The 24,368-nt window shown below is 69.8% G+C and carries 21 protein-coding genes and 1 other RNA gene; 6 read left to right on the forward strand and 16 right to left on the reverse strand.

Annotated features, from left to right (window positions below; all coding sequences use genetic code 11):
* Nucleotides 1–168: 168 nt before the first annotated feature.
* Entirely contained in the window at nt 169–1,260 is a 1,092-nt protein-coding gene (locus CGR01S_RS00625) for a CobW family GTP-binding protein (RefSeq protein ID WP_042421356.1), read from the reverse strand.
* Nucleotides 1,261–1,785: 525 nt separating this feature from the next.
* Here CGR01S_RS00625 and CGR01S_RS17155 point away from each other — a divergent pair.
* Nucleotides 1,786–3,540, forward strand: a complete 1,755-nt coding sequence (locus CGR01S_RS17155; protein WP_042421357.1) for a methyl-accepting chemotaxis protein — start codon at nt 1,786–1,788, stop codon at nt 3,538–3,540.
* A 32-nt stretch (nt 3,541–3,572) separates the two neighbouring features.
* Here the strand turns inward: CGR01S_RS17155 and CGR01S_RS00635 are convergent, their stop codons facing one another.
* The 12 genes from CGR01S_RS00635 to dapF form a co-directional block, all read right to left on the reverse strand.
* Nucleotides 3,573–3,803 (reverse strand): hexameric tyrosine-coordinated heme protein, encoded by a 231-nt coding sequence (locus tag CGR01S_RS00635; protein ID WP_042421359.1) that lies wholly within the window; start codon nt 3,801–3,803, stop codon nt 3,573–3,575.
* Nucleotides 3,804–3,925: 122 nt separating this feature from the next.
* Entirely contained in the window at nt 3,926–4,285 is a 360-nt protein-coding gene (locus CGR01S_RS00640; protein WP_245616712.1) for a DUF2149 domain-containing protein, read from the reverse strand.
* Nucleotides 4,278–4,841, reverse strand: coding sequence for a MotA/TolQ/ExbB proton channel family protein (locus CGR01S_RS00645; protein ID WP_156967471.1), 564 nt, complete (start codon nt 4,839–4,841; stop codon nt 4,278–4,280). The genes CGR01S_RS00640 and CGR01S_RS00645 overlap by 8 nt, the downstream gene beginning before the upstream one ends.
* On the reverse strand, nt 4,838–9,076 hold the full coding sequence (cobN, locus tag CGR01S_RS00650) for a cobaltochelatase subunit CobN (RefSeq protein WP_052382462.1): 4,239 nt from the start codon (nt 9,074–9,076) through the stop codon (nt 4,838–4,840). Before cobN ends, CGR01S_RS00645 begins: the two co-directional genes overlap by 4 nt.
* Nucleotide 9,077: 1 nt before the next feature.
* On the reverse strand, nt 9,078–9,818 hold the full coding sequence (locus CGR01S_RS00655; RefSeq protein WP_084690499.1) for an energy transducer TonB: 741 nt from the start codon (nt 9,816–9,818) through the stop codon (nt 9,078–9,080).
* A complete protein-coding gene (locus tag CGR01S_RS00660; protein WP_042421361.1) occupies nt 9,815–10,183 on the reverse strand; it encodes an ExbD/TolR family protein in 369 nt (122 codons plus the stop codon). The genes CGR01S_RS00655 and CGR01S_RS00660 overlap by 4 nt, the downstream gene beginning before the upstream one ends.
* A gap of 2 nt (nt 10,184–10,185) precedes the next feature.
* Entirely contained in the window at nt 10,186–10,611 is a 426-nt protein-coding gene (exbB, locus tag CGR01S_RS00665; RefSeq protein WP_042421363.1) for a TonB-system energizer ExbB, read from the reverse strand.
* 15 nt (nt 10,612–10,626) lie between these two features.
* On the reverse strand, nt 10,627–12,906 hold the full coding sequence (locus CGR01S_RS00670) for a TonB-dependent receptor (RefSeq protein WP_042421364.1): 2,280 nt from the start codon (nt 12,904–12,906) through the stop codon (nt 10,627–10,629).
* Between the two features lie 175 nt (nt 12,907–13,081).
* Nucleotides 13,082–13,474, reverse strand: coding sequence for a DUF2946 domain-containing protein (locus CGR01S_RS00675; protein ID WP_042421366.1), 393 nt, complete (start codon nt 13,472–13,474; stop codon nt 13,082–13,084).
* Nucleotides 13,475–13,534: 60 nt separating this feature from the next.
* Nucleotides 13,535–14,485, reverse strand: a complete 951-nt coding sequence (locus CGR01S_RS00680) for a tyrosine-type recombinase/integrase (protein ID WP_042421368.1) — start codon at nt 14,483–14,485, stop codon at nt 13,535–13,537.
* Between the two features lie 168 nt (nt 14,486–14,653).
* Nucleotides 14,654–15,379 (reverse strand): DUF484 family protein, encoded by a 726-nt coding sequence (locus CGR01S_RS00685; RefSeq protein ID WP_042421371.1) that lies wholly within the window; start codon nt 15,377–15,379, stop codon nt 14,654–14,656.
* Complete coding sequence (dapF, locus tag CGR01S_RS00690) at nt 15,376–16,254, reverse strand: diaminopimelate epimerase (protein WP_042421373.1); 879 nt, start codon at nt 16,252–16,254, stop codon at nt 15,376–15,378. Before dapF ends, CGR01S_RS00685 begins: the two co-directional genes overlap by 4 nt.
* 59 nt (nt 16,255–16,313) lie before the next feature.
* Here dapF and CGR01S_RS00695 point away from each other — a divergent pair, with 59 nt between their 5' ends.
* The 3 genes from CGR01S_RS00695 to CGR01S_RS00705 all read left to right on the forward strand — a co-directional run bounded on the left by CGR01S_RS00695 (nt 16,314) and on the right by CGR01S_RS00705 (nt 19,819).
* Nucleotides 16,314–17,018, forward strand: coding sequence for a glutathione S-transferase N-terminal domain-containing protein (locus CGR01S_RS00695; RefSeq protein ID WP_042421375.1), 705 nt, complete (start codon nt 16,314–16,316; stop codon nt 17,016–17,018).
* 177 nt (nt 17,019–17,195) lie between these two features.
* Nucleotides 17,196–18,857, forward strand: coding sequence for an MBL fold metallo-hydrolase (locus tag CGR01S_RS00700; RefSeq protein WP_042421376.1), 1,662 nt, complete (start codon nt 17,196–17,198; stop codon nt 18,855–18,857).
* Nucleotides 18,858–19,030: 173 nt separating this feature from the next.
* Nucleotides 19,031–19,819, forward strand: coding sequence for an rRNA pseudouridine synthase (locus CGR01S_RS00705; RefSeq protein ID WP_042421378.1), 789 nt, complete (start codon nt 19,031–19,033; stop codon nt 19,817–19,819).
* Nucleotides 19,820–19,897: 78 nt separating this feature from the next.
* Here the strand turns inward: CGR01S_RS00705 and rnpB are convergent.
* An RNA gene (rnpB, locus tag CGR01S_RS16110) (RNase P RNA component class A) lies at nt 19,898–20,237 on the reverse strand.
* Between the two features lie 54 nt (nt 20,238–20,291).
* On the opposite strand from rnpB, the gene CGR01S_RS16085 reads away from it, so the two are divergent.
* Both CGR01S_RS16085 and cysK read left to right on the forward strand, forming a co-directional pair.
* Nucleotides 20,292–20,900 (forward strand): class I SAM-dependent methyltransferase, encoded by a 609-nt coding sequence (locus CGR01S_RS16085; protein WP_052382464.1) that lies wholly within the window; start codon nt 20,292–20,294, stop codon nt 20,898–20,900.
* A 94-nt stretch (nt 20,901–20,994) separates the two neighbouring features.
* Nucleotides 20,995–21,915, forward strand: a complete 921-nt coding sequence (gene cysK / locus CGR01S_RS00715) for a cysteine synthase A (protein WP_042421379.1) — start codon at nt 20,995–20,997, stop codon at nt 21,913–21,915.
* A 13-nt stretch (nt 21,916–21,928) separates the two neighbouring features.
* Here cysK and ald read toward each other — a convergent pair whose 3' ends face one another.
* Nucleotides 21,929–23,044: an alanine dehydrogenase gene (gene ald / locus CGR01S_RS00720; protein WP_042421381.1), complete on the reverse strand. Its 1,116-nt coding sequence runs from the start codon at nt 23,042–23,044 to the stop codon at nt 21,929–21,931.
* A 104-nt stretch (nt 23,045–23,148) separates the two neighbouring features.
* Nucleotides 23,149–24,006 carry a hypothetical protein gene (locus CGR01S_RS00725; protein WP_042421382.1) on the reverse strand — a complete coding sequence of 286 codons (858 nt, stop codon included), beginning with the start codon at nt 24,004–24,006 and terminating at the stop codon, nt 23,149–23,151.
* Between the last annotated feature and the right edge of the window lie 362 nt (nt 24,007–24,368).

The following is a 24,368-nucleotide window of genomic DNA, read 5'->3' on the forward strand; positions in this document are numbered from 1 at the left end:
TGTCTCCTCGCTTGGGGGGGCGGCCCGCTGCCGCAGGGGATGGGAGTCACCGGCAGAAGCGGGGGAAGGGGTCCCGAGGGCACCCCGGTCTTTTACCGGGGCGCGATTGTATAGATACCTGCTGACTTGGGGGGTGCGTTGTGCTTTCCCCACAAACCCGGTGCCGGATCAGGCCGCCAGGCACTGGTCCAGGCCCTGCTGGAAGATGTCCTGCGGCAGGTCGATGCCGATGAACACCATGCGGCTCTGGCGCGGCTCGCCCTCGGCCCACTGCGGCCCCAGGTCGCTGCCCATGAGCTGGTGCACGCCCTGGAAGATCACCTTGCGGTCGGTGCCCTGCATGTGCAGCACGCCCTTGTAGCGCAGCATGCGCGGGCCGTAGATGTTGACGATGGCGCCCAGGAAGTCCTCCAGCCTGGCCGGGTCGAAGGCGCGCTCGGCGCGGTAGACGAAGCTCTTGACGTCGTCGTCATGGTGGTGGTGGCGGCCGTGCTGGTGCGAGGGGTGGTCGCAGTGCGCGCCGTGCTCATGGCCATGGTGGTGGTGTCCGTGGTCGTGCTCGCCATGCCCGTGGTCATGGTCGCAGTGGCTATGGTCGTCCTCGTCCTGGAGGAAGTCGGGGTCGATGTCCAGCTTGGCGTTGAGATTGAAGCCGCGCAGGTCCAGCACCTCGGAGAGCGGCACCTCGCCGAAGTGCACGGCCTTGATGGGCGCGCGCGGGTTCATGTGCTTGAGGCGATGGGTGAGCGCGTCCACGTCGTCTGCGCTGACCAGATCGGTCTTGGAGAGGAAGATCTGGTCCGCAAAGCCCACCTGGCGGCGCGCCTCCTGGCGGTCGTCGAGTTGCTGCTGGGCGTGCTTGGCGTCCACCAGGGTGAGGATGGAGTCCACCAGGTAGGTCTCGGCGATCTCGTCGTCCATGAAGAAGGTCTGCACCACGGGGCCGGGGTCGGCCAGGCCCGTGGTCTCGATGACCACGCGCTCGAAATCGAGCAGGCCCTTGCGGCGCTTGGCGGCCAGCAGTTGCAGCGTCTCGCGCAGGTCCTCGCGGATGGTGCAGCAGATGCAGCCGTTGCTCATCTGCACGATCTGCTCCTGGCTGTCGGTGACGAGGATGTCGTTGTCGATGTTCTCCTCGCCGAATTCGTTTTCGATCACGGCGATCTTCTGGCCATGGGCCTCGGAGAGCACGCGCTTGAGCAAGGTGGTCTTGCCCGCGCCCAGGAAGCCGGTGAGGATGGTGGTGGGAATCAGAGACATGGGAATACCTTGGAACCGGCGCCGCTACCGCAGCCCCGGCACAGGGACTGCAGCACGGGCGCCACAGACATGGGGCGACTGTACCGGAGGCCGCATGCTCGGGATTGCCGCATGTGTATTTGATGCATTTTTGGCATCTAGCGCCGATGGAACAAGCGCAAGCAGCTCTGTTATTTGTAGCTTGATCCTGCCATTCCAGGCAGCGGGGTCAGGGGAGCAGGGGAACGGGAAGCAGCGCGCCGCGGATCGGAAGGTGCTTGACGCGCGGCCCTGCATACCTAAAATCTATTACGTTTGTTTACACAATTGCCGTGTCCTGGCGTTCACGCCAGCCAGCCCCGTTCCCGCTGCGCACACTGCACCACCCATCGCGGCCCGCCGCGCCTGCCCTCCATGCAGGCCCGTCCATTGGCCCGCGTCGCCTTCATTGCGCAGCCCTGGCCCCTCCCCCGCCCATGGCTGAAAGAAGTTTCGCACCGGCCCCTTGCGCGCCGGTGTACAGCGCTTTCGTCAAGGACTCGACAAATGAATCAGTGGTTGAACCAAATTTCCATGCGGGCCAAGCTCGGTCTGCTGGCCCTGGCCGGCATGGTGGGCCTGCTGCTCATCGCCATGTTCCTGGTGCATGAGCAATACCAGTACAGCCTGCTGCAGCGCCAGGCGCAGGTGCGCCAGGCGGTGGAAACGGCCAGCGGCGTGCTGGCCTGGGCCCAGCAGCAGGAGGCCAGCGGCGCCCTGCCGCGCGAGCAGGCACAGGCCATGGCCCAGGCGGCCATCGCCAAGATGCGCTACGGCAACAACGAGTACTTCTGGATCAACGACCTGCAGGGAACCATGCTCATGCACCCCATCAAGCCGGAGCTGCAGGGCAAAGGGGGCGACACCATCCGCGACCCCAATGGCCTGCTGGTCACCATGGAGGCGGCCAGGCTGGGACGCAATGGTGGCCATGGGTTTTTCCACTACCTCTGGCCCAAGCCGGGCAAGGACCAGCCGGTCGGCAAGATTTCCTACGTGCAGGGGTTCCAGCCCTGGGGCTGGGTGGTGGCGTCCGGCCTGTACATCGATGACTTGCGCGAGGACTTCCTGGCCAATGTGGGCAAGGTGGCCGCGGGCATCGGTGTGCTGCTGCTGATCGTGGGCTGGATGGCCTACGCCATCTCCACCTCCATCGTGCGGGGTGTGCATCGCGCCGTGAAGGCGCTGGACGCCATGGCCCAGGGCGACCTGTCCGTTCCCATCCGCATTAATGGCAAGGACGAAATCAGCGTGCTGCTGCAGACCCTGAGCCGCATGCAGGCGCAACTGGCGTCGGTGGTGTCCTCCGTGCGCCAGGGCTCGGAGAGCGTGGCGCTGGCCAGCGCCGAGATCGCCCAGGGCAACCAGGACCTCTCGGCGCGCACCGAGAGCCAGGCCAGCGCCCTGGAAGAGACCGCCGCCTCCATGGAGCAGCTCAATTCCACCGTGCGCCAGAACGCCGACAACGCCCGCCAGGCCAATCAGCTCGCCCAAAGCGCCTCTTCCGTCGCCTCCCAGGGCGGCGAGGTGGTGCAGGACGTGGTGCGCACCATGAAGGAGATCAACGAGAGCTCAACACGCATCGCCGACATCATCGGGGTCATTGACTCCATTGCCTTCCAGACCAATATCCTGGCCCTCAACGCAGCCGTGGAGGCCGCGCGTGCCGGCGAGCAGGGCCGGGGCTTTGCCGTCGTCGCCTCCGAGGTGCGCGCCCTGGCCGGCCGTTCGGCCGAGGCCGCGCGCGAGATCAAGGGCCTGATCGGCGCCAGCGTCGAGCGTGTGGAGGCGGGCACGGTTCTGGCGGACCGCGCCGGCCAGACCATGGTCGAGGTGGTGCAGTCCATCCAGCGCGTGACCGACATCATGGGCGAGATCAGCGCAGCCAGCAGCGAGCAAAGCCGCGGCGTCGATCAGGTGAACGAGGCCGTCACGCAGATGGACCAGACCACGCAGCAGAACGCCGCCCTGGTCGAAGAGATGGCCGCTGCCGCCTCCAGCCTCAACGCCCAGGCGCAGGAGCTGGTCAGCACGGTGGCCGTGTTCCAGCTCGGCGCGCAGGGCGCCGGGGCGGGCAGCCGCCCGCCCGCGCCCAGGCCCCCGGCGGCGGCGCCCAAGGTGTCCGCCACCCAACCCGTGCCCCAGGCCGCACCCCGGCCCGCCGCCCCACCCGCGCTGCGCCGCCCGGCGCTGACGCCCCAGACGCCGCCCGCCAGGCCCGCGACCCGCGCCCCCGAGAACGACGACTGGGAGAGTCTCTGACCGTCCCGGCGCGGACGCGCCGGGACGCACGCTCAGGTGCGCCAGTAATTGTTCGCCGCAGCCACGGTCTGGAAGTTCAGGGCGATGACCTGCGAGGCGGCGGTGAGCGCCTGGTGGTCGTTGGCGTACTCGGGGCGCAGCTTGTGCAGCACCTCGGAGTCCGGCTGGGTGTACTTGACGCCGCGCCGGCTCAGCGTGATGGCGAGCTCAAAGCCCTCCTGGGGCGTTGCCGTGATGAGGGTGGGAAGCCAGGTATCGGCCATGCGGTACTCCTTGCATCGAGAAGGGAACGGCCATTCTGCCGAACAGGCCAATGCCCTGATGGCAGTGCCGTTTCCATCCCCGCCTGGCGGAGCGCACACGCCCCCTGCGGCCCCGCCCGCGGCTAGGGCCGCGCAGCAGCGCCGCCGTCCGGAGCCTCGGGCACGTAGACCATGCTGCCATCCTTCATGCGGTAGGCCACCCCGGCCTTCATGCCCTGGCCTTCGCCAATCTGGCCCGAGGACTGGTACTGCTTGAGCTCGTTGCCCTCCTTGACCAGCATTTCCATGTTGGGCTTGCCCGCGTTCTTGATGACCACCACGTCCTGCGAGGCGAAGGGGTTGAGCGGGTTCTCGGCCACGGCGATGAGCAGCACGGCAATCACCACCAGGAACACGTCGATGATGTTGACCACGCTGAGGATGGGATCGTCCTCGTCGGAGTCGCCCAGGATGTCGATGCGCATGCGGCGGGATTCAGCCATGGGCCAGCTCCCGGGTGGCGCGCGAGGGCACCGCATCGTGTGCATGGCCGTGCGCAGGCGTTGGCACGGCCACGGGCGCAGCGTCCAGGCCGATGAGCAGCACATTGAGCTCCTCCATGAGCCAGCGCTTGCGCAGCGTCTGCACCACAAAGGTAATGGCGGCCGCCAGCAGCGCCACGATCACGGCGGCAAAGGCCACCACCAGGTTCTGCGCCATGCCCTGCGTGTTGCCTGCAGCCACGGCCACCAGGGCCGGGCCCATGGGGATCATGGTGGCCACCAGCCCCAGCAGCGGCGCCACGCGGCTGACGATGCGCTGGAGTTCGAGCTGCTTGAGCACGTACAGTTCCAGCCCGTCGCTGCCCAGGTGGGCATGGCGCTGCCAGTAGCGGTGCAGGGGCTGCAGGCCCAGCGGCTGGCGCGCACGCACCAGGGCCTCGACCAGGACCTGGCCCAGGCTGAACAGCGCATAGACAAACATCAGGCACAACAGCACCAGCACCGGGGTGAGAAAGAACTTGGAGATCTCGTAAAGGAAGCTTTCAAGGGCGTTCATGCGGAGGCTTTCAAAGAAAGGGACGAAGGAATGCGGTTGCGGCGCACGCGCCAGGCCTGCCAGGCCATGCCCGCCAACACGACGGCGCCCAGCAGCCAGGCGTAGGCCCAGATGAGCTGCTGCACGGGGGTGTCGCGCAGCACTTCGCGCAGCTCCTGGCCGCGCACCACCGGGGGCGGCGCGGGCGGCTCTGGTTCCGGTGCGGGCGGTTGCTGCTGCAGTGCTGTCTGGGGCGGCGCAGCAGCGGCGCTGGGCGCGGCCTGGGCAGGCGCGGGCTGCGGGCCAATGCCAAAGCCTTGCGCCAGCTCGGCCACGTAGGCCTTGAAGGTTTCGTTGCTGGTGTGCACATCGTGGCGCGCGGCCAGGTCCTGGTAGGTGGCCACCAGCTCACGCTTCGTACGCTCATCGGCCTGCCAGTAGTCCTTGCGGATGGCTTCGAGCATGCGCTCGGCCACCTGCGCCAGGGCCGTGGGGTTGTTCTTCTCAAACCACGCGCGCGTGCCCAGCTTGTGGCGGTCATTCACATAGGCCTCATGGAACTCCTGCCACTGGTCGTCGCGCACCACGTTGCGGTCCATCACCTGCCAGCCCCAGAAGTTGTTGACGGTGTTGAGCATCTGCAGCGTGCCGCTGTAGCCCTCCTGCATCATCTCCTTCATCCAGTTCGGGTGCTGGTAGACGCTGCGCAGCTCGGTGGCCATGAACTTCTCGGCCGTCTGCAGGCGCGCGCGGTTCGGGTCGCGCATGTTGGAGATGTAGAGCTGCGGGTTCTTGCCATCCAGGTGTTTGACGGCCAGCGAGATGCCGCCGAGGTATTCAAACGGGTGGTCGGTATCGAGCAGGCCGCGCAGGTTGGACGAGCGCGAGAACACGGCCGCACTGGTGCCGCGCAGGTGCTCGGCGTAGGTGTTGATCTCGCGCCCCGTGGGGTCGGCCAGCTTGCGGCTCCAGTGCGCGGTGTTGGGGCCATAGGCCCAGGACATGCGCGAGAGGTAGAGCTTTTCAAGCTTGCCGTCGCCCTCTTCCCACATGTCGGAGGCGAGCGAGGCGTCGGTCAGCTTGGTGCTGTAGTCGCCGCTTTCGTTGCCGAAGATGCGTGTCAGGGCAAACTCGCGCGCCTCCTGCGCGGGCACGCCCTGCGCCCGCAGCGCGGCCTCGATGCGCTCGGTATTGGCGCGCACGAAATTCTTCTCACGCGGCTCGGGCTGCGCGGCGAGCAACTGGATGGCCTCGTTGAAGCGCTCCATCACGTTGGGGAACTGGTCGCGGTACAGGCCGGTGAGCGAGATCACCGTGTCGATGCGCGGGCGCCCCAGCTCCTGCAGGGGAATCACCTCCATGCCCACCACGCGCCCGCCCTCGTCCCAGCGCGGTTTCACGCCCATGGCGTAGAGGATCTGCGCCTCCAGCATGCCCAGGTGGCGCAGGGTTTCGGTGCTCCACATGCTGAAAGCCAGCTTCTCGGGGAATTTGCCATGCTCGGCCTGGTAGGACTGGATCAGCGTCTGCACCGCCTCCTTGCCCGCCTCGTAGGCGGCGCGCGTGGGGATGCGCGCAGGGTCGAAGCCGTACATGTTGCGCCCGGTGTGCAGCGCGTCCGGGTTGCGGATCGGGTCGCCGCTGTAGGACGGGTCGATCCAGCGCGCCGACAGGCCCTGCAGCACGCCCTCCACCTCCCAGGCAGCGCGCAGCATAACCAGGAAGCGCCGCCCCTTCTCGGCCAGCACGCGCAGTTGCGGATCGTCGAGCTCACGCAGCGGGCGTTCGCTGAAGACCCAGTCGTCCACAAAGCGGTAGGGCGCGGTCTGGGGCAAATCCTTGTAGTCGCCCTTGAACGCGGCCTTGGCGCTCTTCACGCCCGTGGCCTCGTAGAGCGGCTGGCCCAGCATCTGCATCACGTTGCTGACGAGGTGAGCGCGCTCGGCGTCCAGGCCCAGAGTGTGCAGGCCCAGCGGCTGCTGGGCCGCACCCAGGTCTTCGAGGTAGTCCTCCAGGTCACGCAGGAACTTGTCGAAATCACGCTCCAGCTCGGCCACCTTCCACTTCAGGTCCTTGTGGATGTTCATCTTCACCGCCTGCGCCACGATGAGCTTGCGGTTGTTGTCCTTGACCAGGCCAGAATCGAGCGACTGGTATTCGCGGATCAGGTCGTTGATGCGCACGAAGTCTTCCGACAGGCCCGCGGGAGCGAACGCCGGGGTCTGGTGGCTCACGATCACGCCGCGCCCGCGCCGCTTGACGTGCAGCGCCTCGCCGATGTTGTCCACGATGTACGGGTACACCACCGGCGTGTTGCCCACCAGCAGGTTGGGCTCGTCGTAGGCCCACAGGCCGCGCTCCTTGCCGGGCGTCCACTCCTGCGTGCCGTGCGTGCCGAAGTGCACGATGGCGTGCGCGGCATGCTGCTCGCGCGCCCACAGGTAGGTGGCCAGGTAGAAGTGGTTGAGCGGCACCTTGGTGTCGTGGAACAGCTTTTTCTCGTCGTGGTGGCTCGCCGCCGTTTCGCTGCGCATGGGCTGGGGCAGCACCACGAGCTGGCCCAGTTTCATGCGCGGGATGACAAAGCCCTGCTGCCCCTGGTGGCGCACCACCCAGGGGCTCTTGGTGGGCTCGCCCCAGAAGGTGGTGATGCGCTGGCGCACCTCGGCGGGCAGGCCCTGAAGCCAGCGCTCGTAGCGCGCCAGGGGTAGAAAGTCCCAGTGCGGCGTCTTCATGAGTTCGCCCAGCGTGCCGGGTCGGTACGACGGGCGCAGCAGGGTAGCCACGGTGGCGATGATGTCCTGCTCGGTGGTGGCGTCTATGCGGTAGCCTTCGGCGCGCAGGCGCTGCACCAGGTGCTCCAGCGAGCGCGGCACATTGAGGTTGGAGGCCCCCTGGTTCTTCTCGCCCGGCGGGTGGTTCCAGAAGAACAGCGCCAGGCGCTTGTCGGCATTGGGCGTGGACTGCAGGCGCGCCAGGTTCACGGCCTTGCCCACGAGCAGGTCCATCTGCTCGGGCATGGGCACCAGCTCGCCGCCCTCGTTGGCGCTGACGACCACCGGGTCCTGCAGGCCGATGTATTCGGCATTGGTCAGCGCAAACGGCAGGTTGAAACTGCTCACGCCCACGGTGTCGCGCAGGTAGTCGGCGCGCGTGCCCTGGCGGTAGGACAGCATGTTGATGACCGGCACGCCCATGGCGCGGTGCCAGGCCTTGCGCGCATCGGGGTTGATGCCCAGGAAGGTGTTGACCAGCAGCACCTGGGGCAGCACCTTGCCGTCCAACGTGATGATGGGTTCGTCCACCTCCACCGGCGCCAGCTCCTGGGGGTTGGGAAAGCCCGGCCCCGCGTACACCCCGGCAGCAATGTCGGCCGTCTGCACCGGTCGCCCGCCAGGGGCAGCCATGGCGCCTGCGGGCGCACCACCCCGGCCCGACGGCGCTCCCCCTGCCCCGGCCGGAGGTCCACCCCCCCCCGGCCGGGTCGCTGCCGTTGCAGCTTGCGCATCGGCGGCCGCACGGGCCACACGGCTGCTGCGGTAGAACACCAGCGGCAGCGCACCGCGTGCTTCCAGCGCGGCAATGGTTTCGTCGAGCACACGGGTCTGCCCGTCGGACAGGTAACTGGACGACATCTCCATGCCCACCACCGGCGCGCCCTGGGCCGCACTGCCCTGGCGCGCCTGCCACCAGGCCAGGTAGCTGCGCAGGTCGGCAAACACGCCCTTGTCGTAGGCCGGGTGGTAGATGCCGCCATTGGGCAGTGCCACCGGCGCGGGCACGGTGGCGGGGTCGGTGCCCTGCAGCACGGCACGCAGGTACTGGAACAGGCGCTCGTGGTTCACGCGCATGCCGCCCACGTAGTAGTCGAACACGCGCTGGGCCTGCGCCGACGACAGGCCCATGGGGCGCAGGCGCACGGGCGGGCTCATCACATGGATGCCCACGCCCGGCAGCCGGGCGGCGCGGATTTGCGCCCCGGCCACACGCTCGATCAGCGCCTGGTCGTCGGAGCGCGGCGCATCCACCAGCACCAGGCGTGCGCCATCGAGCACACGCGCCACGCCTTTTTCACCCTCGGCATCGACCTGCGTCCAGGCCAGCTCCACGCCCTGGGCGCGCGCGGCCTCCTGCATGAGCTTGAACTTGCGCTCCAGCACCATGGTGCTGCTGATCAGGGCCACCTTGTCCGCCGCTGCGGCGGGAGCCACCAGCGCGCAGCACAGGGCTGCCACCATCCATATCCAGCGTGCCATTTCAGGATTCCGTGAGTTCATAAACAATGGGGATGCGCAGATCAGCCGCGCGGCCCGGCGCCATCTGTGCAGCCAGTGCCTGGGCCACGCTGCGCACCAGTTGCTCGGCAGCGTGGTCGAGCGCCTTGAAGCCCGAGGAGTGGTGCAGCGTGCAGTGCTGCAGGCTGCCGTCGGCACCTACGCGCAGGTGCACCACCACGGTGCCGCTCTGGCCCATGCGGCGCGCGCTGGCCGGGTAGCGCTTGCCCTGCTGCAAGGCCTGCTCCAGCCGGGCGCGCCACTGCTGGTAGCTCTGGTCGTCCTGCGGTGCAGGGGGTGCGGCGGCGCTCGGGGGCGCTGGCGGGGCCACCGCCGCCACTGCGCGCGGCGCTTCGGCGGCCGCGGCAGCGGCGACCGGCGTGGCCACGGTGGACTCGGAGCGCAGGGGCTCGGCCTGGGGCTGCGGCGCCTGCACCGGCACCTGGGGAACCGGGGTGGGACGGGGCGCAGCCACGGCGCGCGGGCGCGGGGCCGGTGCGGGCTGCGGCGCGGGGGGCGCGGGCGCCACCTGCGGGGGCTGCGGCGCGGGCGCTGGGGGCGCAGCCCAGCGCACGGCCACCTCCAGGCGCTCCACGGCAGGCGCCTGTTCCAGGCCCCACCACAGCGCCAAGCCCAGCAGGCCTGCGTGCAAAAGAAGCGATGGCCCCCAGTCGCGCGCAGCCATGCGCGCAGGGGCGCTCATCGTGAGGGTGGGCGCGCTCATGTGCGACGCACCTCCAGCGCCACCTTCTCGAAGCCCAGCGCCTTCACGCGGTCCACCAGGTCCACAAAGTCGGTCAGCGCCAGGGCGCCGTCGGCGCGCACGGTGACGGGCTGGGCGCGCTCGAAGCGGGCCAGGGCGGGCGCCAGATCGTCCACACGCACGTCGTTGAGGTACAGCACCTTGTGGCTGGTGAGCGTGAGCACCACGGGCGCAGGCTGGGTGGGTGCCGCCTGCGCGGCCTGCGCCAGATCCACAGGGATGCGCCCGGTGACCACGAAGGTGGCCGTGGTGAGCACGATGGTGAGCAGCACCAGCATCACATCGACCAGCGGCACGACGTTGATGGAGTCGATGTCCTCGTCCATGCTCAACCTCCCTGGGCTTCGTCAAACTCGGCCAGCTTGACGCGCACCACGCGGCGCAGCGCGTTGTTCAGCCCCACACAGGGAATGGCCACGCCAATGCCCACGGCCGTGGCCTTGAGCGCCAGGGCCAGGCCAACCATGATGGTTTTCACATCCATGGCGCCGCTGTGGCCCAGGGCCTCGAAGGTCAGCATGATGCCCAGCACCGTGCCCAGCAGGCCGATGTAGGGCGCGTTGGCCGCCACCGAGCCGATCACGCCCAGGCGCTGGGTGAGTTCGGTCTCCAGCCGCACGCGGCTGCGGTAGCTTTGCACCTGCACCTGGCGGTAGAAGCGCCAGCGTTCCAGCGCCACGGCCACGGCCCAGGCGCTCAGGGACAGGAGCAGGCCGATCACGCCCCACTCCACGACGGATTTGAAGTCCTGCATGGCGTGCTCCGGTGCTCAGAACTGCAGGCTCAGGCCCAGGCGCCAGGTGCGGCCGGGGTCCACCACGATGGAGGGGTCCTGGCTGTTGTAGCGGCCGTCCATGTTGGAGTCGCCTGCGCCGCGCGCCGTGAGGTAGTAGCGCTTGTCGAACAGGTTTTCCACGCGCACGTAGGCGCTCAGGCGCGCGCCGGGCCAGGCCGGGAGCTTGGTGCTGTACTGCGCCGTGAGGTGCAGCAGGGTGCGGCCGGGGAGCTTTTCCTGGTTGACCTCATCGGCCCAGGCGGCGGCCTTGGCGTCGATCTCGCCGCTGAGCGTCCAGCCCGGTGCGGGCAGGTAGTTGGCGCGCAGGTTGAACTGGTGCGGCGGGGTGCGCGGGATCTTCTTGCCCGTGTTGTCGTAGCGCTGCACCGTGAAGTTGCTTTGCCAGAAACCGGGGTTGGCACGCTGCGCCGCCGTGGGGCTGGCGACATAGGTGCCGTTGGCGTTGCCATAGGTCTGGTAGTAGCTGTCATAGCGCGTGAACCAGGAATCCAGGTAGGTGTAGGCGGCATCGAACGACCACTGGCGGTGCGGCTGGGTGCGCAGCTCCAGCTCCAGGCCGCGGCTGCGCGCGCCGCCGATGTTGCGGAACTGCGAGCCCCCGCCCGCCGGGTTGTTGCTGCCCGCGTACTGGCCATTGCTGTCCAGGATGAAGTCCTTGCGGTCCACCTGGAACAGCGCCGCGTTCAGGCTGGACGGCCAGCCCGCCAGTTGCAGCTGGCGCTTGAGGCCGATCTCGAAGCTGGTGGCCTTTTCCGGCTGGAGGTCGGGGTTGCCCTGCACCAGGGTGTTGGTGGTGGTCTGCCCGCGGTAGAGCTGCTCGGCCGTGGGCGCGCGGAAGCCCGTGGACACGGCGGCGTGCAGTGTGGTGTCCTTGTCCAGCGCATGGGTCAGCCCCAGGCGGTAGCTGTTCACGTCGAAGTCCTTGCGCTCGGCCACCGTGCGGTTGCCGTTGCCCGCCACCGGCAGGGCGTTGAAGCGCACGCCCAGGCGGTCGTGGCGCAGGTTGAAGGTGGCCGCCGTCTTGTCGCTCAGGCCGAGCTTGGCCTCGCCGTACAGCGCCTGGTTGGTTTCCACGGTGTCGTCGTCGCTCATCACCATGCCCGCCGGGGTGACCGGGCCGGTGGGGCGCGCACGGTAGCTGTTGAGCGTGGAGACGCGGTTGTCGAAGCTGTTGCGCTTGACCTCCAGCCCGCCCATCAGCGCCAGGCGGTCGCGGTGGGTGCGGTACTCGGTCTTGAAGCCGCGCTGCACCTGCGTGTAGTCGTTGAGCAGGCTGTAGTGGTCGATGCCCGTGGTGGGCGCACCCGTGGCCGTGAAGCGCATGGGGTTGGCCCAGAAGGTGGTGTCGTCCTGGTACTGGTACACCACGGCCAGCAGGTTGCTGCGTTCGTCCAGGTCGTTGGAGTAGGTCAGGTTGATGCGCGCGAGGTCCACGTCGAAATTGCGGCTGTAACCGCGCCCGCCGTTGATGCCCTGGGGGTCGGTCAGGGCGTTGTCCACCCCGGTGACGCTGCCCTCGCGGTCACGAAAGCGCTGGGACTTCTCGAACCCCAGGCTCAGGTCGCTGCCGGCCGTGAGCGCGTACTTCAGGTTGCCCGACAAGGTCTTGCTGTAGGTGCGCGAGAGGAAGTAGTAGCCATCCTGGTCGCGGTCGCTGTACTGGATGTGGCCCGAGAGCTCATCGAGCGCAAAGCCCGCGCGCACCATGGCGCGGCGGTAGCCGAAAGCGCCCGCATCCGCCTCGGCCTTGGCGCCGCGCTGGCTGGCGCCGCGCTTGGTGGTGATGACCACCGCCCCGGCCAGCGCATCCTCGCCATAGAGGTAGGAGGCGCCGCCCTTGATGACCTTGATGGACTCGATGTTGTCGATGTCGATGTTGACCTTGCCCGTGCGCTCGTACACGGGCACACCGTCGATGATGATGGCCACGCCGGGCTTCTCGCCCATGTAGCGCTGGTTCTCCACGCCGCGCAGCTTGATCTTGACGGTTTCGCCGTCGCCCTGCAGGTCGGCCGTGATGCCGCTGACGGCGCGCAGCACTTCGATCAGGTTCTTGGCGTGCTGCTCCTCGATCTGCTGGCGGCCGATGGTGACGGACGACACCGGATCGGTGGCGCTGGACAGGAAGCGGTCGTCAATGGCCGAGCCGGTGATGGTGATGGGGGCCAGCGCATCGCTGGTCTGTGCCCAGCCCGGGGCAGCAACGCCACAGGCCAGCAGACAGGCCAGGGCAACGGTGGAGTGACGCAACATCGTGTTTCCTCTTGGGTGATTTCGAGACGGAGCGCTGCAACGCACGGCCGGGCCGTGGGCAGTGCAGGCAAACCGGCGCGCGCGCAGGGCGGCGCAAACCGGTCAACAGGCAGAAAAAAGCGAAGGGAGCGAACGGCGCGGGCCGCCTGACAGCGTCAGGCGCGCGCGGGCACGATCAGCCGCGCAGGGCGGGCGGGGCGCGCGTGAGGGCGCCCAGCCAGACGGCGGGCCGGGGTCCGGCGCGGTAGAACGCAACCGGCATGTCCTGCGCGCAGCGCAGCAAGGGCAGCGCCGCTTGCGTGGCAGGCGGTGCGGCCACGGCGTGCATGCTGCACCAGGTACAGGGTTTCTTGAGATCGGCCAGGGTGCTGCTGCCCTCGTCGGGCAGCACATCGCCATCGGCCTGCACCCACAGCATGCCCGATGCGGTACAGACCATCACAGCGCCCTCGGGGGCTGCGCCCCCGGACACCACGGCCTGCGCCAGGGTGGGCGCCAGTGCACCAAATGCCACAGCCAGCATGGCCAGCAAGGCAATGCAGCGGCGGTACAGGCGCAGGGTGAACATCGCGGCAGTGTAACCAAACGCTCGGCACCCACCTTTGCGCCAGCGCAAGAGCCTGCGGTGCTATTTGCGCCGCGCCCGCGGGTGTGCCTGGTCGTACACCTTGGCCAGATGCTGGTAGTCGAGCCGGGTATAGACCTGCGTGGTGGTGATGCTGGCATGCCCCAGCAGCTCCTGCACGGCGCGCAGGTCGCCGCTGGACTGCAGCAGGTGGCTGGCAAACGAGTGGCGCAGCATGTGCGGGTGCACCGGCGTGGTCAGCCCCGCCCGCTGGCTGCGCTGGCGCAGGCGCAGCCAGATGGACTGGGCCGACAGGCGCGCGCCGCGCTGGCCCACGAACAGCGCGGCGTCCAGCCGGCCGGGCGCAAACGGCGTGGCGCGCTGCGCCAGCCAGGCCTGCAGCGCCTGCAGCGCCGCCGCACCCAGCGGCAGGCTGCGGCGCTTGCTGCCCTTGCCGCGCACATGCACTTCGGCGGCCTGCAGATCGATCCAGCCGCGCCCCAGGCGCTCGGTGTCGGGGCCAGGGGCGACGTCCAGGCCGGCCAGCTCGCCCACGCGCAGGCCGCAGCCGTAGAGCAGCTCGACCATGGCGGCGTCGCGCGCCTCCAGCCAGGGGTCGGCGCCCTCCGCGGCATGCTCGGCCAGGCGCACGGCGTCGTCCACGCCCAGGGCCTTGGGCAGGGGCTTGGGTGCCTTGGGCGCGCGCACGCCCTGCACGGGGTTGTGCCCGGTCAGCCCCTGGCGCGCCGCCCACAGGTAAAAGCCGCGCCATCCCGAGAGGATGAGCGCAATGCCCCGCCCGCTGCGCCCCGCGGCGTGCATCTGCGCCACGGCGCGGCGGATGTGCGCCGCCTGCAGTTGCAGCAGGGGCAGGCCCGCCTGCGCGGCCACCTGCTGCAGGCGCTGCAGGTCCAGCGTGTAGAGGGTGACGGTGCGCGCGGCCAGGCGCTTTTCCACGCGCACATGCTCCAGGTAGCGCAGGGCTTCGGGGGGCAGCGGCGCGGGGGCGGTCATGCGTGGACCGCTTTGCGCGCCACCCACAGCCCATGAAACCGGCGCTGCCCAAACCAGCGGCCACCGCGCAAGGGCCGCCCCGCCGCGCTGGTGGCGTCCCCCTGCCCGCATCGCGCAGCGATGCGAGAGCGGGGGGAAGGCGCAAAGCGCCACAGGGGGGTGGTCACATCACCTCAAGCGCAGCAGCGCTGCGCTCGCCAGTTCGGCCATGCGCGCCAGGAAGTCGGTGCCCATGGTGGCGTCGAAGCGCTGCGGGTCGGGCGAGCCCAGCACCAGCAGGCCGAAGGCCGGTGTGGCGCTGTCGATGGGGCCTTCACGCAGCGGCAGCAGGGCCACGGACTGCGCACCCTGCGCCACGCTCTCGCCTCCGTCCTCGGGCAGGACCAGGGCCGGGGGCAGCCACTGCGCGGGCTCGAAGCCCAGGTTGGGGCCGCAAAAAGGCATGGTCAGCGAGCTGGCGAAGGCCTGCGCGTCTTCGCTGGCATCGAGCGCAAAGTCGCAGTCGATGTAGGGCCCCGCCACGCCCCACACGCGCACGGCGGCCTGGGGCACGTCGAACAGGGCGCAGATGCTGTCGGTCAGCGCCAGCGGCAGGTCGATGGGGTCGCGCACGGCGAGCAGGCGGCCCGTCCACTGGTGCACCTTCTGCGCGATGGCGGCATTCTCGGTGCCGTGGCGCACCATCTCGATGATGCGCTGCTCCAGGCCCTTGATCTTCTCGCGCAGCATCTCAGCCTGGCGCTCCTGCAGGCTCACGGCGCGCTGGCCGTGCGGGCTGGTGAGCTGCACGCCGGCCAGCACCTCGGCGTGGCGCTCGAAGAAGCCGGGCGTGGCGAGCAGGTAGTCGGCGATGTCGTCTTCGGTGATGGGGGGGATGTGGGTGCTGGAGCTCATGGTGCGTCGGGGAGGTCGATCTGGCCTTCGAACACGGTGGTGGCCGGGCCGGTCAGGAACACGGAGTCGGCCTCCTGGCCGCTCCAGGCGATGGTGAGCAGGCCGCCGCGCGTCTGCACGTCCACCCGGGTGTCGAGCAGCCCCAGGCGGATGCCGGCGGCCACGGCGGCGCAGGCGCCGGTGCCGCAGGCCAGGGTTTCGCCCGCGCCGCGCTCGTACACGCGCAGGCGCACCTGGCCGCGGTCCACGATCTGCAGGTAGCCGGCGTTCACGCGCTGCGGAAAGCGTGCGTGGCGCTCGATCAGCGGGCCGGTCTGCGCCACGGGGGCGCTGTCCACCTGGTCCACCAGTTGCACGGCGTGCGGGTTGCCCATGGACACGACCGCTACCAAAACAGTAGCTGCTGGCGCTTGCCCATCCAGCGCTAGAGGCCATTTTTGCCCAAAACCCTGGGCCACGGGCACCAGGCCCGCGGCGTCGAAAGGCACGCGCGCCGGGTCGAACTGCGGCCTGCCCATGTCCACGGTGACGCGGCCGTCGGGCGTGAGCTGGGGCTCGATGACGCCCGCGAGCGTCTGCACGCGCAGGCGGTCTTTCGCCGTCAGGCCCTTGTCGCGCACGTAGCGCGCAAAGCAGCGCGCGCCGTTGCCGCACTGCTCCACCTCGCCGCCGTCGGCGTTGTGGATCACGTACTCGAAGTCCAGGCCCGGCGCGGGCGCAGGCCGCACGCTCAGGATCTGGTCCGCGCCCACGCCGAAGTGGCGGTCGGCCAGGAAGCGGTACTGCGCGGCCGTGAGCCCGAGGCGGCCCTGGGTCTCGTCGAGCACGACGAAGTCATTGCCCGCACCCTGCATCTTGGTAAAGCGGATCTGCATGGCTTGGATTATCGTCGCAGGCACCGCGCACCGCGCATCCCCTGCAAGGAGTTCCTGCCATGTCCGACCTGAGCCATTTCCCCATCACGCGCAAATGGCCCGCGCACCACCCCGAGCGCATCCAGCTCTATTCCCTGCCCACGCCCAACGGCGTGAAGGTGTCCATCCTGCTGGAGGAAACCGGCCTGCCTTACGAGCCGCACCTGGTGAGCTTCGAGACCAACGACCAGCTCTCGCCCGAGTTCCTCTCGCTCAACCCGAACAACAAGATCCCCGCGATCATCGACCCCGACGGACCGGGCGGCGCGCCGCTGGCGCTGTTCGAGTCCGGCGCCATCCTCTGGTACCTGGCCGAGAAGACCGGGCGCTTTCTGCCGCTGGACGCCAGCGCGCGCTACGAGACGCTGCAATGGCTGATGTGGCAGATGGGCGGCCTGGGGCCCATGTTCGGCCAGCTCGGCTTCTTCCACAAGTTCGCGGGCAAAGACTACGAAGACAAGCGCCCGCGTGACCGTTACGTGGCCGAATCGAAGCGCCTGCTCGGCGTGCTCGAGCAGCGCCTGACGGGCCGCCGCTGGGTGATGGGCGAGGAGTACACCATCGCCGACATCGCCATCTTCCCCTGGGTGCGCAACCTCGTGGGCTTCTATGGCGCGGGCGCACTGGTCGAATTCGACCACTTCCCGCAGGTGCAGCGCGCGCTGGCGGCCTTCGTGGAGCGCCCCGCCGTGCAGCGCGGGCTGGCGATTCCCGCACGAGACTGAATCCGCCCGTCGACACGCATCGTCCACGACGCATGCAACCGGCGCGCGCCCCAGGCCAGGGCCGCCGTGCAAGGGCCGCCCCGCCGCACTGGCGGCGTCCCCCTGCCCGCCTCGCAACGCGAGGCGAGAGCGGGGGGAAGCGGCGCAGCCGCTCAGGGGGGTGCTCATAATGCAGGCATGACACGCCCCAGCCAGCTCCTGCACCCGCCCCGCCCACCCGTCCCCGCCCTGCCCGCCGCCACCGTGCTGCTGCTGCGCGATGGCGCGCAGGGGCTGGAGGTGCTGATGACGCGCCGCTCGACGCAAGCCAGTTTCGCGCCCGGTGCCTATGTGTTCCCTGGCGGCGGCATCGACGCGCTGGACGCGCAATCGCACGGTGCCGCCGCGCGCCGCGCCACGCAAAGCGACACGCAGCTCACCCAGGCCATCGCCGCCATCCGCGAGAGCTTCGAGGAGCTGGGCGTGCTGCTGGCGCGCCATGCCGATGGCCGCTGGGCCGGTGCCGACGACATCGCCCAGCTCGACCGCCAAGCCCCCTTCGCCGCACAGTGCCAGGCGCGGGGCCTGCAGCTGGCGGCCGACGGCGTATTCACGCTCGCGCGCTGGATCACCGACCGCGACCTGCCCAAGCGCTTCGACGTGCCCTTTCTCGTGGCGCGCATGCCCGAGGGCCAGACGCCCGTGGCCGACGAGGCCGAGCAGTTCGAGCCCCAGTGGGTGCGCCCGCAGGAGGCCCTGGAGCGCCATGCGGCTGGCGGCTTCTTCATGATCTTCCCGACCATCCGCACGCTGCAGCGCCTGGCGCCCTTTGCGCGCGTGGACGATGTGCTGGCCGCCTGCGCCAGCGAAGCGCCGCTGTGGACGAGCTGCCCGCGCGCCGGCCTGCTGGCCGGCAAGGAGGCGCGCTACATGGAGGACGAAATGCCCTTCGGCGAGCTGGCCCTGGTCTGCCCCGACGGGCAGATCGCCCACCCGCTCGATTGGCAGAGCGAGCGCGCCGTGCCGCTGCTGAAGAACGTGCAGCGCCTCACCGCTCCCAACCCCGGCGTGATGACCGGCCCTGGCACCAACAGCTACCTCGTGGGCGACCCGGCCACGGGCTACATCGCCATCGACCCCGGCCCGGCGGACACCGAGCACCTGGAGCGCCTGTGGCGCGCGGCGGGCGGCGACATCCGCATGATCGTCTGCACGCACTCGCACCCCGACCATTCCCCCGGCGCCGCGCCGCTGCAGCAGATGTGCGCGCGCGCAGGGCGCGCCGCGCCGCCCGTGCTGGGCCTGCCCTCGGCCCCCACGGCGCGCGCCGACAGCCAGTTCACGCCCGACCGGTCGCTATCGAATGATGAGCTGCTCACGCTCACCGGCAAAGGGCTGGATGGCGAAATCACCCATACCCTGCAGGTGGTGCACACGCCCGGCCACGCGGCCAACCATGTGTGCCTGCTGCTGGTGGAAGACGGCCTGCTGTTCTCCGGCGACCACATCCTCAACGGCAGCACCACCATCATCAACCCGCCCGACGGCAACATGGCCGACTACCTCGACGCGCTCGACCGGCTCGATGCGCTGTGCGCCGAACACGGCGTGGCGTTCATCCTGCCCGCGCACGGCCATGTGCTGGGCGAGGCGCGCGCCGCCATCGCCCAGCTCAAGGGCCACCGCCTGGCGCGCGAGGCCAAGGTCATCGCCGCCATGCAGGCACTGCCCGAGGGCACGGTGGAGCAATGGGTGGAGCTGGCCTACGCCGACGTGCCGCCACGCATGTGGCCGCTGGCGCAGCGCTCGCTGATCGCGCACGTCGAGCGCATCCGCGCCCAAGGCCCGGGCAATGACTGAATTGAAGTACAACCCCCTGTGGCGCTGCGCGCCTTCCCCCTTCTCTGGCATTGCTGCGCAATGCGGAAGGGGGACACCCCCAGCGCGGCGGGGCGGCCCTTGCGCGGGGGCCGCTGACCAGAGTCACGCCCCTCTTTCACACCATGGATAGTGCGCAGCACGGTGCACCTCCTATGCAAAAACACCCCCACCCCCCCGAAACGACGATCCGCCTGGCCAAGCGCCTGGCGGCCGAGCACGGCCTCTCGCGCAGCACCGCCGAGCAGTACATCGAGGGCGGCTGGGTCAGCGTGGACGGCCAGGTGGTCGAGCTGCCCGGCGCGCGCGTCGCGCCGCAGCAGCGCGTGACACTGGCGCCGGACGCCAGCCTGCTGGAGCTCACCCCCGTCACCCTGCTGCTGCACAAGCCGCCGGGCTACGAGGCCGGACTGGGGCTGGAAGCCGGCGCGGCCGCGCACGGCAGCCGCAGCCAGGGCGCGCCCTCGGCGCTCACGCTGCTGAACGCGCAAAGCCACCTGCCCGAGGACGCCGCCGGCATCCGTGTGCTGCTGCGCCACTTCAAGCAACTGGAATGCTTCACGCCGCTGCCCACGCCGGCCAGCGGTCTCGTGGTCTACACGCAGGACCGGCGCATCGCGCGCAAGCTGCAAGAGGACATCGAGACGCTGGAGCAGGAATGCATCGTCGAGGTGGCGGGCCAGATCGCCGAGGGCGGTCTGCAAAAGCTTTGCCACGGCCTGAGCTTCAACGGCCGGCCGCTGCCGCCCATCAAGGTGAGCTGGCAGAACGAAACGCGCCTGCGCTTCGCGCTCAAGGGCATACGCCCCGGCCAGATCCCGGCCATGTGCGAGGCCGTGGGCCTGCAGGTGCGGGCCCTCAAGCGCATCCGCATCGGCCGCGTGCCGCTGGCCAAGGTGCCCGAGGGGCAGTGGCGCTACCTGCAGCCCTGGGAGAGGTTTTGAGAATCGCTTGCACCATCAAAAATGATAGCTGCCAGCGCTTTATCTACGGGCGCCAGAGCCATTTTTGACCTAAAAAAAGTGTGAAGCGTGCCGATAAGCCGGATTCTGTGCACTGCGGTTGCCCGCAGCGTGACCGCCATTACTCTGGGCCGGGGGTCGCCCACCCGGCTCGGTGCTACCTACCCGCCAGCTCTGCGGAACCACATCAACGCTGGCCTACTTGGTATTGCTGCGCGTAGAGATTGCCCGTTTCACCCCCAGTGGTCTACCTTGCGGCACTCCCCCGGGACTCGTCTCTGTTGCTCTGATCCTCACCTCACGGTGGGCAGCCGTTAGCTGCTACGCTGTCCTGTGCAGTCCGGACGTTCCTCCAGTGCCTGGTTTCCCAGATTGCACCAGCGGCGGTCTGGCATGCTTCACGGGCGTGATTATCCCAGACCCCGGCCCTTCGCTGTTTTGCCATGCAGACACCATGACCACCGCCTCCACCGCGCATTTCGACAGCGCCGCCCGCGACTGGGACCAGCGCCCCCTGTCGCAGCAACTGGCCGCCCTGCCCCCCCTTGTGCTCGCCCGGCTGCCGCTGGCGGCGACCGACCAGGTGCTGGACTTCGGCGCGGGCACCGGCCTGCTGGCCACCGCCATCGCGCCGCACGTGGCGCAGGTCACGGCGCTGGACATGTCCGCGGCCATGCTGCAGGTGCTCGACGCCAAGGGCTTTGCCAACATCGTCACGCGCCAGGGCGACATCTTCGACGGCCTGCCCGGGCGCTACCACGCCATCGTGAGCTGCATGGCCCTGCACCATGTGGCGGACACCGCCGCGCTGCTGCGCACCTTCGCCGCGGCGCTGCACCCGGGCGGGCGCATCGCGCTGGTGGACCTGTACGCCGAGGACGGGAGCTTTCACGGCGACAACGCCGCCAAGGGCGTGCAGCATTTCGGCTTTGCCCCCGCGGCCCTGCAGGCGCTGGCACAGGCAGCGGGCCTGACCGACATCGGGTGCAGCGACATCCTGCGCCTGCGCCACCGCAACGGCCGGGACTACCCGCTGTTCCTCCTGACGGGCCGCAAGCCTTGAGCGCGGTGCGCCGGCATAACCATATGGCCGATGCTGTAGAACAGCTGGTTCAGAATGCCAGCTACCGTTTTTCTTCGGCCCTACAGGAGAAGCCATGAAAGTTGACAACGTTCTGCAGACCATAGGCAATACGCCGCACATCCGCATCAACCGCCTGTTCGGCGCGCAGGCCCAGGTGTGGATCAAGTCCGAGCGCAGCAACCCCGGCGGCTCGATCAAGGACCGCATCGCGCTGTCCATGGTGGAAGACGCCGAGAAGTCCGGCGCGCTCAAGCCCGGCGGCACCATCATCGAGCCCACCAGCGGCAACACTGGCATCGGCCTGGCGCTGGTGGCCGCCGTCAAGGGCTACAAGCTCATCCTCGTGATGCCCGACAGCATGAGCCTGGAGCGCCGCCGCCTGATGCTCGCCTACGGCGCGCAGTTCGACCTCACGCCGCGCGAGAAAGGCATGAAGGGCGCCATCGCCCGCGCCGAGGAGCTGGCCGCGCAGACGCCCGGCGCCTGGATTCCGCAGCAGTTCGAGAACCCCGCCAACGCCGACGTGCACGCGCGCACCACGGCGCAGGAAATCCTGGCCGACTTCCCCGACGGGCTGGACGCGCTCATCACCGGCGTGGGCACGGGCGGGCACCTCACGGGTTGCGCGCGCGTGCTCAAGCAGCATTTCCCGCAGCTCAAGGTCTACGCCGTGGAGCCCACGCTCTCGCCGGTGATCTCGGGCGGCCAGCCCGGCCCCCACCCCATCCAGGGCCTGGGCGCGGGCTTCATCCCCAAGAACCTCGACACCCGCCTGCTCGACGGCGTGATCACCATCGACGCCGAGCCCGCGCGCGAATACGCCCGCCGCGCCGCGCGCGAGGAAGGCCTGCTCGTGGGCATCTCCTCGGGCGCCACGCTGGCGGCCATTGCGCACAAGCTGCCCGAGCTGCCCGCAGGCGCGCGCGTGCTGGGCTTCAACTACGACACGGGCGAGCGCTACCTGTCGGTCGAGGGCTTCCTGCCCACCGCTTGAGAGCGCGCCGGGCTCACGCCAGCACGGCGTGCGCCGGCACGCAGTCCAGCCCCAGGGCGTGCGCCACGGCCGCGTGGGTGATGTGCCCGCGGGCCACCTGCAGGCCCTGGCGCAGGTGCGGGTCGTCGCGCATGGCCTGCTGCCAGCCTTGGTCGGCCAGGGCCAGAACATGCCGCAGCGTGGCGTGGTTCAGCGCCTGGGTGGCGGTGCGCGCCACCGCCCCCGGCATATTGGCCACGCAGTAGTGCAGCACGCCATCGACCAGGAAGGTGGGCTCGGCATGCGTGGTCGGGCGCGAAGTCTCGAAGCAGCCGCCCTGGTCTATGGCCACATCGACCAGCACTGCGCCCTTCTTCATGCGCGCCACCAGCGCGCGCGACACCAGCCGGGGCGCGCGCGCTCCGGGGACCAGCACGCTGCCGATCACCAGGTCGGCGCCCAGGACGGCCTCCTCGATGTTCTGGGCATGCGAGAACAGCGTGTGCACGCGGTTGCCCCACACCAGGTCGAGCTGGCGCAGGCGGTCCACGCGGGTGTCGAGCACCGTGACCAGCGCGCCCAGGCCCGCGGCCATCTGCGCCGCCTGGGTTCCCACGGTGCCGGCCCCCAGGATGACCACCTGCGCCGGCGCAACCCCGGGGACGCCGCCCAGCAGCACGCCCATGCCGCCCTGGGACTTCTGCAGGTAGAAGGCACCGGCCTGGACGGCCAGACGCCCGGCAACCTCGCTCATGGGAGCGAGCAGGGGCAGCTCACCGCCCGGGCCGGTGACGGTCTCGTAGGCAATGCCTATGGTGCCCGCTTGCTGCAGTGCAGCGGCCAGCGCCGGATCGGCCGCCAGGTGCAGGTAGGTGAAGAGGATCTGCCCCGCGCGCAGCAGCGCCTGCTCGGACGGCTGGGGTTCCTTGACCTTGACGAGCAGGTCGCAGGCGGCAAAGACCTCGGCCGCGTCCGGCACGATCTGCGCGCCGGCCGCCTGGTACTGGCCGTCGCCCAGGCCTGCGGCCTCGCCCGCGCCCGCCTGTACCCGCACCGTGTGCCCGCGCGCCGTGAGCTCGCGCACGCTGGCGGGCGTGAGCCCCACGCGGTATTCGTGGTTCTTGATTTCCTTGGGTACACCGATGCGCATACATCCCCCGCTGGAGCAGTCAGGCCAGTGCACAGTGTGCGCAGCTTGGCCGGCGGGGGCAAGCGGCGCCTGGCCGGCCGGCATGCCGCCCCGGGGGCCGCTGGCTACGCCACCCAGCAGCCGCTGAGCAGCCCGGCGGGGCGCTCGCTGGCGCACACCTGGGCGCTGGCCTCCCAGGCGTCGCGCTGCACGTTCAGGCCCGCGTAGACGCCGTAGCCCTGGCCCGCGCGGATCACGCCGCCGGCCACCAGGCTCTCGCCCGCCTTGATCGCGCCCTGGGCGACGATGTCGTGCGCGGCACGTATGCCCCAGCCCGCCTCGATGTGGCCCGCGCCCGTGAGCGCCCCCCCGGCGACGATGCCGTGGCCCGCGCGCAGGTCGCCGCCGCAGTCGATCTGGCCGCCCACCCGCAGGCCCTTGCCGCAGGCCACGCCCGCGTGCGCCCACAGGTCCTGGCCCACCAGGGCGTGGCCTGCCAGCACCAGAGGACCATGGCACAGTAGGTCCCAGGCCACGCGCGCATCGCCGCCGCCCGTGCAGGCGCCGTGCACCTCTGCGCCCCAGGCGCAGCGCAGGTCGCCGCCCACCTGCAGCGCGCCCTGGCAGACCAGGGCGCCTTCTGCGCGCAGGTCCTCGCCCACGCCCAAGGGGCCGTGCACGCGCAGGCCCGCACCGGCGCGCACCGAGCGGCCCACGCGCAGCCGGCCTGCCTCGATGGGGCCGCGCACCACCAGCGTGCCGGCAAACACCAGGGCCTCGGCGTCGAGCGCCTCCAGCGTGAGCACCTCGTTGGTGGGGCCGAACTGCTCCAGCAGCCAGCAGGCATCGTCCACCCGCCCGGCGGCCACCAGGGTGTCGAGCGCCTGCTGGTAGCCGCCGCCGTCCTGCACGTGGCGCGAGAACCAGCGGAAGCCGTCGGCGCAGGGGCTCTTGGCCCGCAGAAAACGCTTGGTGAACTCCATTGCCATACCTCTCTATGCCCGGCATGCGTGCCAGGCCCGGCGTGGCCTGCTGTGCCGGGCCGCGCCAAGAAACCAGGCCGCTGCCGGGCGGGCAGGCGGCCACCATCGCGCGGGGCATGGGGCCCGGCGATGCAAGTGACTGCGCGAATCAGAGGGAGGGGTGGGATCGCCGGGCCGAGGAATGTGCAACCGGCTTGTGCAGCCAGCGCGCCGCGCACCCGGCCGGCGGGCGGCGGCACGCCCCGGGGGGGCAGACAATGGTCAAGATGGGCACGGGCGCAGCGATGGGGGTTGGACGTCCAGGGCGCGCATGGTAGCCGCAGGGCCTTGTCGCACGCAAGCGCGGGGCCATCGCGGCCAGG

This window comes from Comamonas granuli NBRC 101663, from assembly GCF_000739995.1.
Classification (GTDB): Bacteria; Pseudomonadota; Gammaproteobacteria; order Burkholderiales; family Burkholderiaceae_C; genus Simplicispira; species Simplicispira granuli.